This window comes from Xenorhabdus taiwanensis (assembly GCF_036512875.1).
Taxonomy (GTDB): Bacteria; Pseudomonadota; Gammaproteobacteria; order Enterobacterales; family Enterobacteriaceae; genus Xenorhabdus; species Xenorhabdus taiwanensis.
This window is the reverse complement of the sequence record NZ_AP028978.1, coordinates 463058-477831: the sequence shown is the minus strand read 5'-3', so window position 1 is coordinate 477831 and position 14774 is coordinate 463058. Positions and strand designations below refer to the sequence as shown.

17 protein-coding genes are annotated in these 14774 nt (G+C 44.7%); 5 read left to right on the top strand and 12 right to left on the bottom strand.

Annotated features, from left to right (window positions below; genetic code table 11):
• Nucleotides 1-4 precede the first annotated feature (4 nt).
• Together ACE1SE_RS02010 and ACE1SE_RS02005 are read left to right on the top strand one after the other, a co-directional pair.
• The gene (locus ACE1SE_RS02010) at nt 5-1423 is read left to right on the top strand and encodes a glutamate synthase small subunit (protein WP_374052427.1); all 1419 of its coding nucleotides are present in this window, start codon (nt 5-7) and stop codon (nt 1421-1423) included.
• A 440-nt stretch (nt 1424-1863) separates the two neighbouring features.
• Nucleotides 1864-2247 (top strand): hypothetical protein, encoded by a 384-nt coding sequence (locus tag ACE1SE_RS02005; protein WP_374052426.1) that lies wholly within the window; start codon nt 1864-1866, stop codon nt 2245-2247.
• A gap of 144 nt (nt 2248-2391) precedes the next feature.
• Here the strand turns inward: ACE1SE_RS02005 and sspB are convergent, their stop codons facing one another.
• The 5 genes from sspB to zapE form a co-directional block, all read right to left on the bottom strand.
• Entirely contained in the window at nt 2392-2889 is a 498-nt protein-coding gene (gene sspB, locus ACE1SE_RS02000; RefSeq protein ID WP_374052425.1) for a ClpXP protease specificity-enhancing factor, read from the bottom strand.
• 3 nt (nt 2890-2892) lie between these two features.
• Nucleotides 2893-3534 (bottom strand): stringent starvation protein SspA, encoded by a 642-nt coding sequence (sspA, locus tag ACE1SE_RS01995; protein ID WP_074023381.1) that lies wholly within the window; start codon nt 3532-3534, stop codon nt 2893-2895.
• A gap of 428 nt (nt 3535-3962) precedes the next feature.
• Entirely contained in the window at nt 3963-4355 is a 393-nt protein-coding gene (rpsI, locus tag ACE1SE_RS01990; RefSeq protein WP_045959780.1) for a 30S ribosomal protein S9, read from the bottom strand.
• A 15-nt stretch (nt 4356-4370) separates the two neighbouring features.
• Complete coding sequence (gene rplM, locus ACE1SE_RS01985) at nt 4371-4799, bottom strand: 50S ribosomal protein L13 (RefSeq protein WP_011148147.1); 429 nt, start codon at nt 4797-4799, stop codon at nt 4371-4373.
• A 237-nt stretch (nt 4800-5036) separates the two neighbouring features.
• Entirely contained in the window at nt 5037-6164 is a 1128-nt protein-coding gene (gene zapE / locus ACE1SE_RS01980) for a cell division protein ZapE (RefSeq protein WP_374052424.1), read from the bottom strand.
• Nucleotides 6165-6514: 350 nt separating this feature from the next.
• Here zapE and zapG point away from each other — a divergent pair, with 350 nt between their 5' ends.
• The 3 genes from zapG (at nt 6515) to degS (ending at nt 9740) form a co-directional block, all read left to right on the top strand.
• A complete protein-coding gene (zapG, locus tag ACE1SE_RS01975) occupies nt 6515-6913 on the top strand; it encodes a Z-ring associated protein ZapG (RefSeq protein ID WP_374052423.1) in 399 nt (132 codons plus the stop codon).
• A 299-nt stretch (nt 6914-7212) separates the two neighbouring features.
• The gene (locus ACE1SE_RS01970; protein ID WP_374052422.1) at nt 7213-8589 is read left to right on the top strand and encodes a Do family serine endopeptidase; all 1377 of its coding nucleotides are present in this window, start codon (nt 7213-7215) and stop codon (nt 8587-8589) included.
• A gap of 89 nt (nt 8590-8678) precedes the next feature.
• Nucleotides 8679-9740 carry an outer membrane-stress sensor serine endopeptidase DegS gene (gene degS / locus ACE1SE_RS01965; protein WP_374052421.1) on the top strand — a complete coding sequence of 354 codons (1062 nt, stop codon included), beginning with the start codon at nt 8679-8681 and terminating at the stop codon, nt 9738-9740.
• A 47-nt stretch (nt 9741-9787) separates the two neighbouring features.
• Here degS and murA read toward each other — a convergent pair whose 3' ends face one another.
• The 7 genes from murA to mlaF all read right to left on the bottom strand — a co-directional run bounded on the left by murA (nt 9788) and on the right by mlaF (nt 14633).
• Nucleotides 9788-11050 carry a UDP-N-acetylglucosamine 1-carboxyvinyltransferase gene (gene murA / locus ACE1SE_RS01960; RefSeq protein ID WP_374052420.1) on the bottom strand — a complete coding sequence of 421 codons (1263 nt, stop codon included), beginning with the start codon at nt 11048-11050 and terminating at the stop codon, nt 9788-9790.
• A gap of 57 nt (nt 11051-11107) precedes the next feature.
• Nucleotides 11108-11362 carry a BolA family iron metabolism protein IbaG gene (gene ibaG / locus ACE1SE_RS01955; RefSeq protein ID WP_074020576.1) on the bottom strand — a complete coding sequence of 85 codons (255 nt, stop codon included), beginning with the start codon at nt 11360-11362 and terminating at the stop codon, nt 11108-11110.
• 144 nt (nt 11363-11506) lie between these two features.
• Entirely contained in the window at nt 11507-11854 is a 348-nt protein-coding gene (mlaB, locus tag ACE1SE_RS01950) for a lipid asymmetry maintenance protein MlaB (protein ID WP_374052419.1), read from the bottom strand.
• Nucleotide 11855: 1 nt separating this feature from the next.
• On the bottom strand, nt 11856-12485 hold the full coding sequence (mlaC, locus tag ACE1SE_RS01945) for a phospholipid-binding protein MlaC (RefSeq protein WP_374052418.1): 630 nt from the start codon (nt 12483-12485) through the stop codon (nt 11856-11858).
• Between the two features lie 34 nt (nt 12486-12519).
• On the bottom strand, nt 12520-13032 hold the full coding sequence (mlaD, locus tag ACE1SE_RS01940) for an outer membrane lipid asymmetry maintenance protein MlaD (protein WP_374052417.1): 513 nt from the start codon (nt 13030-13032) through the stop codon (nt 12520-12522).
• Between the two features lie 4 nt (nt 13033-13036).
• Nucleotides 13037-13819, bottom strand: a complete 783-nt coding sequence (mlaE, locus tag ACE1SE_RS01935; protein WP_374053566.1) for a lipid asymmetry maintenance ABC transporter permease subunit MlaE — start codon at nt 13817-13819, stop codon at nt 13037-13039.
• Nucleotides 13820-13829: 10 nt separating this feature from the next.
• A complete protein-coding gene (mlaF, locus tag ACE1SE_RS01930) occupies nt 13830-14633 on the bottom strand; it encodes a phospholipid ABC transporter ATP-binding protein MlaF (protein WP_374052416.1) in 804 nt (267 codons plus the stop codon).
• Nucleotides 14634-14774 lie beyond the last annotated feature (141 nt).

Below are 14774 nucleotides of genomic sequence, written 5' to 3'. Positions count from 1 at the left end.
AATAATGAGTCAGAATGTTTATCAATTTATCGACTTACAACGTGTCGATCCACCCAAGAAATTATTGAAAATCAGAAAAATAGAATTTGTTGAGATTTATGAACCATTTTCTGAAATTCAGGCACAAGCACAAGCAGATCGCTGTCTCTCTTGTGGTAATCCATACTGTGAATGGAAATGTCCGGTACATAACTACATTCCAAATTGGCTGAAACTCGCCAATGAAGGACGCATCATCGAAGCAGCGGAACTATCACACCAGACCAACAGCTTGCCAGAAGTCTGTGGTCGGGTCTGTCCGCAAGATCGCCTGTGTGAAGGCGCCTGTACTCTGAATGACGACTTCGGTGCTGTCACTATCGGCAACATTGAACGCTATATTAATGACACGGCTATTGCGATGGGCTGGAAACCGGATATGTCGCATGTCATCCCAACCGGTAAACGTGTCGCCGTGGTTGGGGCAGGGCCAGCAGGATTAGCCTGTGCAGATGTCCTGACGCGTAATGGCGTACAAGTGGTGGTCTACGACCGCCATCCTGAAATTGGTGGTTTGCTCACATTTGGTATTCCCGCTTTTAAACTAGAAAAAGAGGTAATAATTCGCCGCCGTGAAATATTTTCCGGGATGGGTATTGAGTTCCGTCTAAACACAGAGATAGGCCGGGACATCACTCTGTCTGAACTCACCAAAGAATTTGATACCGTATTTCTTGGGGTGGGTACCTATCAATCCATCCGTGGTGGGCTGGAGAACGAAAACGCTGATGGAGTATATGATGCCTTGCCTTTCTTAATCGCCAATACCCGTCATTTGATGGGTTACCCTTCTCTGCCTGAACAACCTTATGTTGATATGAAGGGTAAACGTGTTGTAGTACTGGGCGGCGGTGATACAGCAATGGACTGCGTCCGTACATCGATTCGCCAAGGTGCAGCCCATGTTATCTGTGCCTATCGGCGAAATGAAGAAAATATGCCCGGCTCCCGTCGTGAAGTAAAAAATGCGAAAGAAGAAGGTGTAGAGTTTCGTTTTAACCTGCAACCCATTAGCATTGAAATTAATGGTGCAGGACAGGTGTGTGGGGTCAAGGTGGTGAAAACACAACTGAGTGCCATAGATGAAAAAGGCCGTCGTCAGGCTGAGATTATTCAAGGTTCCGAATTTTTGCTAGAAGCCGATGCGGTGATCATGGCATTTGGTTTCAAGCCTCACACCATGGGCTGGCTGGATGGACATCAAGTCAAGATCGATCAAAAAGGTCGTATTATAGCGCCTGAATCCAGTGAACTACCTTTCCAAACCAGTAATCCTAAAATATTCGCAGGCGGGGACGCTGTACGTGGTTCTGACTTGGTAGTGACCGCCATTGATGAAGGTAGAAAAGCCGCTTTCGGTATCCTCGATTATCTCGAAATTTAATATTTCATTCTTTTTTCTAATAGCGTCTCCGACCTTCTAGTCGGAGACGCTTTTACAAAATAAAAATCTTACCATTTCTTTATTTTCTTTTACTCACAGATTAGTTGTATTTTTTGGATTTATGCGACTACTCTTATATCCTAAAGTTAAATATATCGATTTAATTTCCTGCTTATTATAGCAATACAGCAATAGTGCAATACCGTAATACAGCAATAAGATTTATTTTTTTCGACAAGAAAATTGCTTAGCAAAACTGATTAAATAGAAATGAAATAAAAGACCATTAAAGTGATAATAACAGGTAGAAATATATGCGCTTACTTCCTCAGATACTCTGCTTCTTTTTTATATCCTTAACAAGCTTGCCCTCACTGGCTAAATTTTCTACTCCTGCCGAAATTATGCAGCAAATACAAGCAAGAGGAGTAAATTCTGTTGTGGCAGAGATAAACGCAGAAAATAAACAGGACAAAATTATCCAGAATATTGCGACCGGTGATAAACAATGGCTGCAAGTTGCCTTTAAGCTATCCCCTAATATCCATCCAGAATTTTCCCGGCAAATTACTGATGCCTTATCAGTTGCTTTAACTAAAAATCCCGTAGAGGTATTGTCACTGGCAAAATCACATCGTACCCTCTCATTCACTGATATCTGCAATATGCCTCCAACTATCAGAGGACTCAGCCAACAAAGAGCATTTGCCAAGAAAATGATAGAGAGCTTAAGAGCGGCGGAAAAATCGAGTAGGGGAGTAAACCAATATGATATCGAAACCTGTATATGGCAATTTGAGAAAGTGCATAGTACTTATATGTAGCGAAATGGTGCAGCATTAAGATAGCTAAAAATAAAGGAGATCAACGTCTCCTCTATTTTCATCTTAACGAAACCCTTCACCTTTCAGGTTGCGGCCTTACTGACTACTGCGACTTGAAATCTATTGAGTATGATCTTTGAACAATTATTTCACGACGCGCAAGGTTGGGCGGCCTTTTGGCGGTTGAGGGGGTTCATCATCTGGCGAATCATCATCGTGAGAAACTTTTCTATCATGCTTACTCTTATGGATAAGCACTAGATTATCCGCTGCTGGCATATCCGCTTCTTCTGGCTCGGTATTATCCGCGTCATAGGCAAATTCTGGCTCAAACATCATTCCTGCGCCATTTTCACGGGCATAAACCGCAATCACAGCCGCCATTGGAACAGTCACCTGACGACCAACACCACCAAATCGGGCATTGAACCTCACTTCATCGTTCGTCAATTGCAAATTGCCAACCGCTCTCGGCGAGATATTCAAAATAATTTGCCCATTTTGTGCATATTCCATCGGGACGTTAACACCATAAAAGTTAACATCCACAACAATATGCGGGGTCATGTCATTATCCAGCAGCCATTCATAATGTGCCCGCAATAGATAGGGGCGGCGTGGAGACATTTGAGTCATCTCCATATATTAACTCCGTGATTGTAAACGCATTTCACGTTCCGCTTCTGTCAACGAAGCCAAAAATGCGTCACGTTCAAATACACGCTGCATATAGACTTGCAAATCTTTGGCACCGGGTCCTGATAACTCAACCCCCAAGACAGGCAAACGCCACAGTAGTGGAGATAAATAACAATCCACCAAGCTGAACTCTTCACTCATGAAGAAAGGCATTTCTCTGAAAATTGGCCCAATTGCCAGCAATTCTTCAGCAAGCTGTTTACGTGCAGCATTCGCTTCCTGGACACTTCCTTCCTGAATTTTGTACATCAGGGAATACCAGTCTTTTTCAATTCTATGCATCATCAGACGGCTGGAACCTCGTGCGACAGGATACACAGGCATGAGTGGTGGATGAGGGAAACGCTCATCCAGATATTCCATAATGATGCGAGAATCATACAGGGTCAGCTCACGATCCACGAGAGTAGGAACAGATTGATAAGGATTCAAATCAATCAAATCCTGAGGCAAATTACCCGCTTCAACGTGTTCAATCTCTACGCTGACCCCTTTTTCCGCCAGCACAATTCTCACTTGATGGCTAAAAATGTCGGTCGGGCCGGAAAACAGAGTCATTACCGAACGTTTGTTGGCAGCGACAGCCATGAAAACCTCCAAGTTTATCTAAAAAAAGGAACGAACAGCCCTTCAATGAACAGCGGCTATTCTCGCTCATATTCTCATCCTGTTTCGCACTTATTATCCGAGGTTATTCCCTTTTATTTTCTGGTGACGGCTTTATCGACTGTAACAAGAAAATCTCTTGGAATATATTTTACCTCTGCCAAATCGGGCAAACTCATGGATAAGGCAAAAAATTGTTACTAGTTTACCAGATTTTGCACATTTTGTGGGGAAGTACATCGAGAATTAATGATGAAATATTAGAGTCTGGGAATTAATTTCTCAAAAATGCTATTTTTTTGCTAAAAATAGCGAATTATCGAAGAGTGAAAAATCTGAAGGAATAAAAAACCCGCCATAAAAATGACGGGCTTTTAACTTTAACCCACTGCCACAGTTGTGGCAATAAATTAACGCTTGGAGAACTGTGGACGACGACGTGCTTTGCGCAGACCCACTTTTTTACGTTCAACTTCACGAGCATCGCGAGTAACGAAGCCAGCTTTGCGAAGTTCAGAACGCAGAGTCTCGTCATAAGCCATCAGTGCACGGGTGATACCGTGACGGATTGCGCCTGCCTGACCAGAAATACCACCACCTTTAACAGTGATGTACAGATCCAGTTTGTTCAGCATATCAACCAGCTCAAGTGGCTGACGAACAACCATGCGTGCAGTTTCACGACCGAAGTAAACTTCGAGGCTGCGTTGGTTGATTACGATGTTACCGCTACCTGGCTTAATGAAGACACGAGCGGAAGAGCTTTTGCGGCGACCAGTGCCGTAGTATTGATTTTCAGCCATTGCCTATAATCCCGATTAAATGTCCAGAACTTGTGGTTGCTGTGCCGCGTGGTTGTGCTCGCTGCCCGCGTAAACTTTCAGTTTACGGTACATTGCACGACCCAGTGGCCCTTTTGGCAGCATGCCTTTAACCGCGATTTCAATGACACGCTCAGGACGGCGGGCAATCATCTCTTCAAAGGTCGCTTGCTTGATACCACCGATGTGGCCAGTGTGGTGATAATAAATTTTGTCAGAACGTTTGTTGCCGGTTACAGCAACTTTTTCTGCGTTAACAATAATGATGTAATCACCAGTATCAACGTGCGGAGTGTATTCCGCTTTGTGCTTGCCGCGCAGGCGACGAGCTACTTCAGTTGCAAGACGGCCCAAAGTTTTGCCATCTGCGTCAACAACATACCAGTCGCGTTTTACGGTTTCTGGTTTAGCTGTAAAAGTTTTCATTAAAGCTTACCCAATTATAAGTTACACGTTGGTGAACACTCGATGTTCAGAAACTGTTTTTGAGGTTCACACGACTCATGTCCAGCAAACCTACCCCTTCGAATAGCCTATGCCGGCACTAATGCAAGTTTTTTGGGAAATAAAAAATCCTGCTGTAACGTGGGGTCGCAAGATTATAGAGAACTCATCATAAAAAATCGACCCCAAATTCAATAATTATCCCAACAGACAAAGAAATCAGGGCAAATGTGGCAGTTTCAGGTATTCCTTACTTTGCATTTCCTGCAAGCGAGACAGACAACGTTGATATTCAAACGTCAACAACTCCCCCTGATAAATCTGTTCCATTGGTGCGTCAGCATTAATGATCAGTTTCACCTGACGCTCATAGAATTCATCCACCAAGGCGATAAAGCGCCGCGCAGCACTTTCATTCAATGTTGTCATAATCGGCATATCGTGTAACAAAACAGAATGATAAAGCTTCGACAAAGCAATATAGTCCATCTGACTGCGCGGATCTTCACACAATGTCTTGAAATGGATTGCCAACACCCCATCAACACTACTGATGACAGGCATTTCGCGATGATTGATCTCCAGGATTGGATTCGGCTCCCCTTCTCGTCCGGCCAGACGCAGAAACATATGACGCATCTCCTGTCGATTCTCCTCTGACAATGGCGTCAAATAGAGATGAGCCTGTGTCAGTGTCCGTAGGCGATAGTCGATACCGGCATCGACATTCATGACATCGCAATATTTTTTGATCTGCTCAATGGCTGGCAGAAATCGTGCGCGCTGCAATCCATTTCGGTATAACTCATCAGGCGGGATATTGGATGTTGCTACCAAGGCAATTCCTCGTACAAATAAGGCTTCCAGCAAGGTGCCGAGGAGCATAGCATCTGTAATATCAGACACAAAAAACTCATCAAAACAGAGTATATCCGTCTGTGCCTTGAAACCATCAGCAATTATCTCCAAAGGGTCTTCATGGCCTTGTAACGTTGTTAACTCTTCATGTACCCGTAACATGAAACGGTGAAAATGGAGACGCAGCTTTCGCTCAGTAGGTAAACTCTGGTAAAACATATCCATCAGCCATGTTTTGCCACGCCCGACCCCTCCCCACATATAAAGTCCCTGAACAGGCTGACATTGTTCAGTGGATGACCGACCAAACAATTTGCCTAATATACTTTTCAGTCCACTGATTTGCGGAGTATGGCGCGGTTGAGCATTGATGAGAGCGCGATGAATAAGATCAAGACGTTCAACCGTCTTGCGCTGTACTTCGTCAGGTTGATACTGACCATCAGACAGTGCTGATTGATAGAGAGATGAAGGTGTAATCGGTGACATGAAAATAACAATCCTTAAAGTTTTTATTCTCAGTACGTATCGTAATTTACCAATAAAAACTATGCCAATTCCCATTGATGTGAATTGAGATATATGCTTTAGGATAAGAATTTTTACCTACATGCTTTGGTAAATCTGTATAAAATTAATATATTAGATTACAGATAAATGAATTAATTAATAATCAATATTCCACTCTGACTAAGTTAACGGTTATAGTGGTCGTTATGAACCAAGAACCTATCCCAATAGTTGTATATCCTTGTAAACAGAACTGCCTAATGGGATAAGGCTCTAAGAACATTGCAGAAACAATATTGCAAAATAACGATGTTACTAAAGGAGTTACCATGACTTGGGAATATACCCTGATCGGATTAATTATCGGTTTTATCGTCGGCGCGCTGGCTGTCCGCTTTGGTAGCTCAAAGCTACGCCAACAAAATGCCCTACAAGCTGAATTGGAGAAAAATCGGGTTGAATTGGAAGAATACCGCAAAGAGCTGGTCAGCCATTTCGCCCGCAGTGCTGAATTACTTGACAATATGGCACGCGATTACCGTCAGTTGTATCAGCACATGGCGAAAAGTTCCAATGAACTGATGCCCAACATGCCAGTACAGGATAATCCTTTCAATTATCGTCTGAGCGAATCCGAAACTGAGACAAATAAAGTGACTGCTAACACGCCTCCACGGGATTATTCTGAAGGTGCATCTGGCCTGCTCCGTCCGCTCCAAGATAAATAATTAATACACTTTGCCGTGGTAATAATAGCGACCACGGCTCCCTTTTATGCCCTTCATCCAATGGAAAGATTTTGTTTTTTATTTTCGATTCACGTAAATACCTGTAAAGAAACGCATTGAAACGACTTTATTAGTGAACTTTGCTGAATAATTGAGAGTCATAACAGCATTGAAACAATGATGCTTAAAACCTATCCAACTTCCAGGAATAAGTGATTTTCAAGGTAGCAAAGCCTTGACAGGATAGGTCTGTTAAGCACAATTTCCTTTTCTGGCTTAGGTATTAAGAGAACGTATTCATGAAAAGAAAAAATACATTGCTCAGCGCACTCGCTATTAGTATCGGACTATCTTTAGCTTCTGTTCCAATGGTAAGTAATGCAGCCCTACCTGCTGTGACCACTCAAGAATCACCCAGTCTTGCTCCCATGCTGGAAAAAGTGCTGCCTTCTGTTGTCACTGTTCATGTTTCAGGTACAGAAGTACAAAGCCAACAGCTCCAGTTACCTGACGATTTCCAGTTCTTCTTCGGGCCTGCATTTCCTCCGCAAGAACCAAGAAAACGTCCATTCACGGGGTTAGGTTCTGGGGTAATTATTGATGCCAATAAAGGTTATGTGTTGACCAACAGTCATGTCATTAATAATGCAAATAAAATACGCGTTCAATTAAATGATGGCCGTGAATACTCAGCAAAACTCCTTGGACGTGATCCACAAACCGACATTGCTCTTTTGCAATTAAAAGATGCCAAAAACCTGACTGCCATCAAGTTCGCTGACTCCGACCAACTGCGTGTCGGAGATTATGCTATAGCTATCGGTAACCCATTTGGCCTGGGGCAAACCGTCACATCTGGGATCATTTCTGCTCTTGGCCGCAGCGGCCTGAATTTGGAAGGTTTGGAAAACTTTATCCAGACCGATGCCCCTATTAACCGCGGTAACTCTGGTGGTGCATTAATTAATCTGAAAGGAGAACTGATCGGTATTAATACCGCCATCCTCGCACCAAGCGGTGGTAACGTCGGTATCGGTTTTGCCATCCCAAGTAATATGGCTAAGGTTCTTTCCGCCCAGCTTATTTCTCATGGAGAAATCAAACGCGGCATACTTGGTATCAAAGGCACCGAGATGACGGCCGACATCGCCAAGGCACTCAATGTTGAAGCACAACAAGGGACATTTGTCAGCGAAGTTCTGCCCAAATCGGCGGCGGCTAAAGCGGGTATCAAACCTGGGGATGTACTAACTTCCTTTGATGGTAAAAAAATTAACAGCTTTGCTGAATTACGTGCGAAGGTTGGTACAACAGTGCCAGGCAAAGAAGTCACAATTGGTCTGCTGCGCAAAGGGAAGCCACTTGAAGTCACCGTTACACTGGATAACAGTGATGGAGAGCCAACGAAAGCAGAAAACTTGAGTATTGCCCTGCAAGGCGCAACCCTGAGTAATGCCGTTATAAAAAATACCCAAGGCATCAAAGTGGATTCGATTACTCCGAACTCACCTGCTGCAATATCGGGTTTGCAGAAGGATGACCTGATTGTGGGTGCCAATAATGTGCGTGTGCGAAATATCAGCGACTTACGCAAGATTACTGAGGAGAAGCCGACCATTATCGCCTTGAACGTCTTACGTGGTGACGATAATGTTTATCTCTTATTGCGTAATTAATCTATAACCACGACAGACGCAGTATAATACTGTGTCTGTCCACTTCTATGCTATTCTTCTTTCAATCAATTACTACTCTGAATAATGTCATGCTGATCAAGTTATTGCGCTCTATACTCATAGGCTTATTGATTGCCGCTATTTTGCTGGTCGCTATCCCGTCCCTGCGCCCCAGCGGCTTAAAGCATTTCCTGAGCGATAACAACAACAGCAGCGATACAGTATCCAGTTTCACCAAAGCTGTCCGTCGGGCTGCTCCTGCGGTAGTCAATATTTACAGCAGCAGCATGGGCAGTTTTTCCCATGAAAGCCGGGAACTTCTTCCTTTGGGTTCCGGTGTCATTATGAGTGAACAAGGCTATATACTCACCAATCGGCATGTTATCAATAAGGCAGCTTCCATTATTGTCGCCTTGCAAGATGGGCGCTTTTATGAAGCACTGTTAGTCGGATCAGATGGCCCAACGGATCTGGCAGTTTTAAAAATCAACGCCACAAACCTGCCTGTGATCCCAATTAATCCTAAACGTGTGGCTCACGTAGGGGATATCGTATTGGCTATCGGCAATCCGTACAATTTGGGACAAACCATCACACAAGGCATTATCAGTGCAACCGGGCGCGTCGGCCTTAGTCCAACGCGTCGCCAGAATTTCCTGCAAACAGATGCGTCAATTAACCAAGGCAACTCTGGTGGCGCTTTGGTCAATACGCTAGGAGAATTAGTTGGTATCAATACGTTGACGTTCGATAAGTCTGAGTTTGGTTCAACACCGGAAGGGCTGGGATTTGCTATTCCAACAAAACTGGCTACCGCCATTATGCAGAAATTGATCCGTGATGGCCGCGTTATCAGGGGATATATAGGCATCACCGCCAGAGAGTTACCCTATATTCGCTCATCAGGCAGTAATATCAATCAAATTCAAGGATTGCGCGTTTTCCAAATCGCACCCAATGGTCCTGCTGAAAAAGCGGGGATCAAAGTGGGAGATATCATTACCAGCGTTAATCACCAGCCAGCCATCTCACCTGTGGAGACGATGGATAAAGTCGCGGAAATTCGTCCTGGCAGTGTTATTCCTGTCACTGTGCTACGCGATGGAACTTCCCTCACACTTAACGTCACAATCGATGAATTTGATGGCTAGTGACTGATCCCCGCCCTATCGGGCGAGGAAAGATTATCTAGTTCCGTTTAGCCAGTCGTCTTAATGCGCTCAATATTTGCCCCAAGACCACGAAGCTTATCTTCAATATGCTCGTAACCACGGTCAATATGATAAATACGGTCTACGACTGTCGTTCCTTCGGCAATACAGCCAGCCAAGACCAAACTTGCAGAAGCACGCAAATCAGTCGCCATGACCTGAGCACCAGATAGCTTTTCAACACCATGACACAGCACGGTATTGCTCTCAATTTCAGCCCGTGCGCCCATACGAATCAACTCAGGGATATGCATGAAGCGATTTTCAAAAATGGTTTCGGTGATCATACCTGCGCCATCCGCGACCATATTCAATAGGCTAAATTGCGCCTGCATATCAGTTGGAAAGCCCGGATGGGGTGCCGTACGAAATGTCACTGCTTTCGGCCGCTGACCATGCATATCAAGGCTAACCCAGTCCTCTCCCACTTTGATATCCGCCCCTGCTTCACGCAGCTTGGCTAAAACAGCATCTAAAGTATCAGGTTTCGCATGACGACAAACCACTTTACCGCGTGAAACTGCCGCAGCAACCAGGAAGGTGCCAGTTTCGATACGATCAGGCAGTATACGATGAACACCACCACCTAAACGCTCAACGCCCTCAATCACAATGCGATCGGTGCCTGCACCTTTGATGTTGGCTCCCAGCATATTGAGAAAATTAGCTGTATCTTCAATTTCAGGCTCACGTGCAGCGTTTTCAATGGTGGTTGTCCCTTCTGCCAATGTTGCCGCAGTCATGATCGTAACCGTTGCTCCAACACTGACTTTATCCATAACAATGCTGGCACCTTTCAAACGGCCATCCACTGTGGCTCTGACATATCCCTCATCCAGCATGATTTTCGCACCAAGCTGCTCCAGACCAGAAATATGGAGATCAACAGGGCGCGCCCCAATAGCGCAGCCGCCTGGCAAAGAAACCTGCCCCTGACCGAAACGCGCCACCAACGGTCCCAATGCCCAGATGGATGCTCGCATTGTCTTAACCAGTTCATAAGGAGCACAATATTCATTGACTTCACTGGCATCAATAAAAACAGAACCATTGCGCTCCACTTTCGTTCCTAAACGATTAAGCAATTTGATCGTGGTATCAATATCTCTCAATTCAGGAACGTTCTGTAATTCAACCGGTTCTTCTGCCAGTAACGCTGCAAACATAATTGGTAAGGCGGCATTTTTTGCCCCGGAAATGGTCACCTCTCCCGACAGGCAGGCTGGCCCTTTCACACGAAATTTATCCATCTGTCATGATTCTCTTATTTAATTCAAAGTGTGCTGTTCGCGGCGAGGCAAACAGCTTCAAAGTCCCTGAAGCTTACGGTCACGCTGCCATTGTGCAGGTGTATAGGCTTTGATTGACAACGCGTGAATGCGGTTATCAGCGATGTACTCCATCAAAGGAGCATAAACAGCCTGCTGTTGTTTAACCCGGCTCAGGCCATCAAAAAATGCGCCAACGGCAATAACCTGAAAGTGGCTGCCATCACCGCTGACAATAACTTCATCAAGTGCCAATTTTTCCATCAGCACTTTTTTGATTTCATTCGTATCCATAAATCTGCTCACACTCATCGTTAGAAAATAATAATAGTAGATGCCTATCCTACATGGAATACAGGCAACTCTTAAACCAAGAAAAACGCCCCTGTAAGTTAATAGCTTACAAGGGCGCTGATTATCAAAAAAAGGAATTACACCTTAGGCTTGATGATCGTCCAAAAGAGCTTGCAGGCCATATAACGCTACCAACGTGCTCAAGCGTTCCCCTGCACCTGAAAAGGTCAGGCTCTTGCCACGTTTCTGGCATTCTCCCTTTAATTGGACAAACAGGGCCAACCCCGTAGAATCCACACGGCTTAGTTGAGAGACATCAATGTTGTCAATGTCCTCCAGAACGTACTCTTTTTGTTGCCAGAGAGGCAGCAAACTATCACGATCCAATGTGCCTTGCAGAAATAACGTATTACCAGCTTTTTCCCAGCTCACAGTTCCCTGATTAACGTTTTCGTTAATCATCATATCGTTATAAAAAGTCGCTTTTTCCATATCACTTTTTCTTTTCTAAAGTGATCGGGGTTTTCGCACTGATAGCCAATTGTTCAGTCAGGCCATCAATACCTTTCTGACGCAGGATATCCGCCCATTCGTTCTGCTTGGTCGTGATCATGCTGACACCTTCTGCGATCATGTCGTAGGCCTGCCAATAACCTGTCTTACTGTTTTTACGCCACTGGAAATCTAAACGAACTGGCGGCTGCCCATTAGAATCGGTAATCGTGACACGAATGGCTATTATCGTCTTATCACCCAACGGCTGTTCTGGTGCAATCTGATAAGCTTGTCCATGATACATCGCCAGGGCCTGCCCATATGCCTGCTCCAGATAAGATTCAAACGCCTTGAAATAAACATCACGCTGCTCTGGTGTCGCTTGTTTATAGTAAGGCCCCAGAACCAGTGCGCCTGCATATTTTATCTGCACATAAGGCAGTAATTCTTGACGCACAACCTGACGCAAGACTTCTGGATTGGCCTGAATCTGCGATTGTTCGTTCTTCAAACGGCTAAACGTTTTTGCCGCTGCATCTTTCATCAATGCATAGGGGTTGGTTTGATCTGTAGCGCTGGCCAATGGCGCAACCACCAGCAACGCAATCATAAGTAATCGCTTAAACATAAGTGTTATTTCTCCTAAGCAGTGGATTGCTAACTTAGTGTGCTTGTTCAGGTGCCAACGCGGATTTTCCCTGACTTCCGCCACTACTCTTATACAAGAACTGACCAATCAAATCTTCAAGTACCATCGCAGGCTTGGTATCTTCAATACGATCGCCATCTTTCAACATGGCAGTGCCTAAATCAGGGTCATCAAACCCGATATTGAGAGCAATATATTGCTCTCCCAGTAACCCTGAAGTTCGGATAGAAAGCGAACTGGTATTTGGAATATTGTCGTATTGCGTGAAAATATCCAATTCAACTTGTGGCGTATAAGTTTTGTGATCCAACCAGATCTTCTCCACACGGCCAATCACGACTCCGCCAACTTTCACCGGTGAACGTATTTTCAAGCCACCAATATTGTCAAATGCGGCATATACACGATAAGTTGGCTGGTTGCCGAAAGATCGGATATCTGCAACTTTGAGGCATAAAAAAATGATTGCCGCCAACGCAATCAAGACAAAAGCCCCCACCCAAATTTCATTTTTCTTGCTTTGCATCGATTTAGTTCCCAAACATCAGTGCTGTCAGCACAAAATCCAAACCTAATACCGCCAACGACGCATGAACTACCGTGCGCGTCGTCGCCCTGCTGATCCCTTCCGATGTTGGGATAGCGTCATAACCATTGAACAGTGCAATCCAGGTTACCGTAATAGCAAAAACGACACTCTTGAGAAAACAATTGAGCAAATCTTTTTGCCATTCAACCGCAGATTGCATCGATGACCAGAAAAAGCCCCCATCAATGCCTTTCCAGTCAACACCCACTATTGCACCGCCCAAAATCCCCACAGCGACAAAGATCAGGGAGAGCAAGGGCATACTGATAAAACCCGCCCAAAAACGCGGGGCAATAACGCGGCGCAGCGGATCAACCGCCATCATTTCCAGACTGGAAATCTGTTCAGTGGCTTTCATCAAACCAATTTCTGCGGTCAAAGCCGAACCCGCTCGCCCTGCAAACAGTAGTGCAGTCACCACAGGCCCTAATTCACGCAGTAATGATAACGCCACCATCATACCAAGACTGCCTTCCGCACTAAATGTGGTTAAAACCAGATAGCCTTGCAAGGCCAACACCATGCCAATAAACAGCCCTGAAACCACAATGATCAGAAGAGATTGAACACCTATGCTATACAGTTGCTGACGCAATAGCGTCCATTGTTTGGCTGGCTCTGGCTTACCAATGATTGCATTGAACAGCATAAAGCCCGCACGACCGAATGAAGCCGTAACCTCAATCGTACGTCGGCCCATTGCTGCTAATGCCCGTGTTAACATCAACATTCCATTATCCTAATAACTCAGTTTTGTAATCCCCGGCAGGGAAACGGAAAGGTACAGGTCCATCAGCAATACCATCAAGAAACTGCCGTACCCGTTGATCTTGATTCATTCTCAGTTGATCTGGAGTACCTTCTGCGATCACTTTCTTCTCAGCCACAATATAAGCATAATCGGCAATGCTCAGTACTTCAGGCACATCATGGGAAACAACGACACACGTAACACCAAGCGCATGATTCAGCTCATCGATCAGCTTCACCAAAACACTCATCGTGATAGGGTCTTGGCCGACAAAAGGTTCATCAAACATGATTAAGTCTGGATCGAGTGCAATCGCCCTTGCTAACGCCGCTCTCCTTGCCATACCACCAGAGAGTTCCGATGGCATCAAATGCGCAGCACCACGCAATCCCACCGCTTCCAGCTTCATCATCACGGTTGTGTGAATCAATTCTTCAGGCAGTTGGGTATGCTCACGCAGGGGAAAAGCTACATTGTCAAAAACATTCAGATCAGTGAACAAGGCACCTGACTGAAATAACATACTCATTTTCTTGCGGGCAGCATACAGGCGTGGGCGGGACAATGCCGGAATATTATCACCATCAAACCAAATTTCACCACGTTCAGGACGAATTTGTCCCCCGATCAGACGCAGCAACGTGGTTTTTCCTATCCCAGAAGGTCCCATAATAGCGGTAATTTTTCCTTTCGGAACGGTCAGATTAATATCAGCAAAAATCGGGCGTTGGCCTCGGGTGAAATGCATTCCACAAATCTCAATAAGATTTGCTGTTTGTTGACTCATTATTGATAGCCCTTAACCGTTAATAGAACTGTCTTCATGACTGTATTTAAATAATTAATAATGCATACTACAAAAAATTGCCCAATTTTGCGTTAGCAAAGTTGTGACAAATTTTACTTTTTATCGCTTGATCGTCAGAAT

Excerpts from the sequence above, each read along its gene's own strand:
- mlaB (WP_374052419.1), bottom strand. The coding sequence starts at position 11,854 with ATGGAAAAAGCGACTTTTTATAACGATATGATGATTAACGAAAACGTT.
- ACE1SE_RS02010 (WP_374052427.1), top strand. The coding sequence starts at position 5 with ATGAGTCAGAATGTTTATCAATTTATCGACTTACAACGTGTCGATCCA.
- murA (WP_374052420.1), bottom strand. The coding sequence starts at position 11,050 with ATGGATAAATTTCGTGTGAAAGGGCCAGCCTGCCTGTCGGGAGAGGTG.
- mlaD (WP_374052417.1), bottom strand. The coding sequence starts at position 13,032 with ATGCAAAGCAAGAAAAATGAAATTTGGGTGGGGGCTTTTGTCTTGATT.
- mlaF (WP_374052416.1), bottom strand. The coding sequence starts at position 14,633 with ATGAGTCAACAAACAGCAAATCTTATTGAGATTTGTGGAATGCATTTC.
- ACE1SE_RS01970 (WP_374052422.1), top strand. The coding sequence starts at position 7,213 with ATGAAAAGAAAAAATACATTGCTCAGCGCACTCGCTATTAGTATCGGA.
- rpsI (WP_045959780.1), bottom strand. The coding sequence starts at position 4,355 with ATGGCTGAAAATCAATACTACGGCACTGGTCGCCGCAAAAGCTCTTCC.
- zapG (WP_374052423.1), top strand. The coding sequence starts at position 6,515 with ATGACTTGGGAATATACCCTGATCGGATTAATTATCGGTTTTATCGTC.
- zapE (WP_374052424.1), bottom strand. The coding sequence starts at position 6,164 with ATGTCACCGATTACACCTTCATCTCTCTATCAATCAGCACTGTCTGAT.
- mlaC (WP_374052418.1), bottom strand. The coding sequence starts at position 12,485 with ATGTTTAAGCGATTACTTATGATTGCGTTGCTGGTGGTTGCGCCATTG.
- degS (WP_374052421.1), top strand. The coding sequence starts at position 8,679 with ATGCTGATCAAGTTATTGCGCTCTATACTCATAGGCTTATTGATTGCC.
- mlaE (WP_374053566.1), bottom strand. The coding sequence starts at position 13,819 with ATGTTAACACGGGCATTAGCAGCAATGGGCCGACGTACGATTGAGGTT.
- rplM (WP_011148147.1), bottom strand. The coding sequence starts at position 4,799 with ATGAAAACTTTTACAGCTAAACCAGAAACCGTAAAACGCGACTGGTAT.
- sspB (WP_374052425.1), bottom strand. The coding sequence starts at position 2,889 with ATGGAGATGACTCAAATGTCTCCACGCCGCCCCTATCTATTGCGGGCA.
- ibaG (WP_074020576.1), bottom strand. The coding sequence starts at position 11,362 with ATGGATACGAATGAAATCAAAAAAGTGCTGATGGAAAAATTGGCACTT.
- sspA (WP_074023381.1), bottom strand. The coding sequence starts at position 3,534 with ATGGCTGTCGCTGCCAACAAACGTTCGGTAATGACTCTGTTTTCCGGC.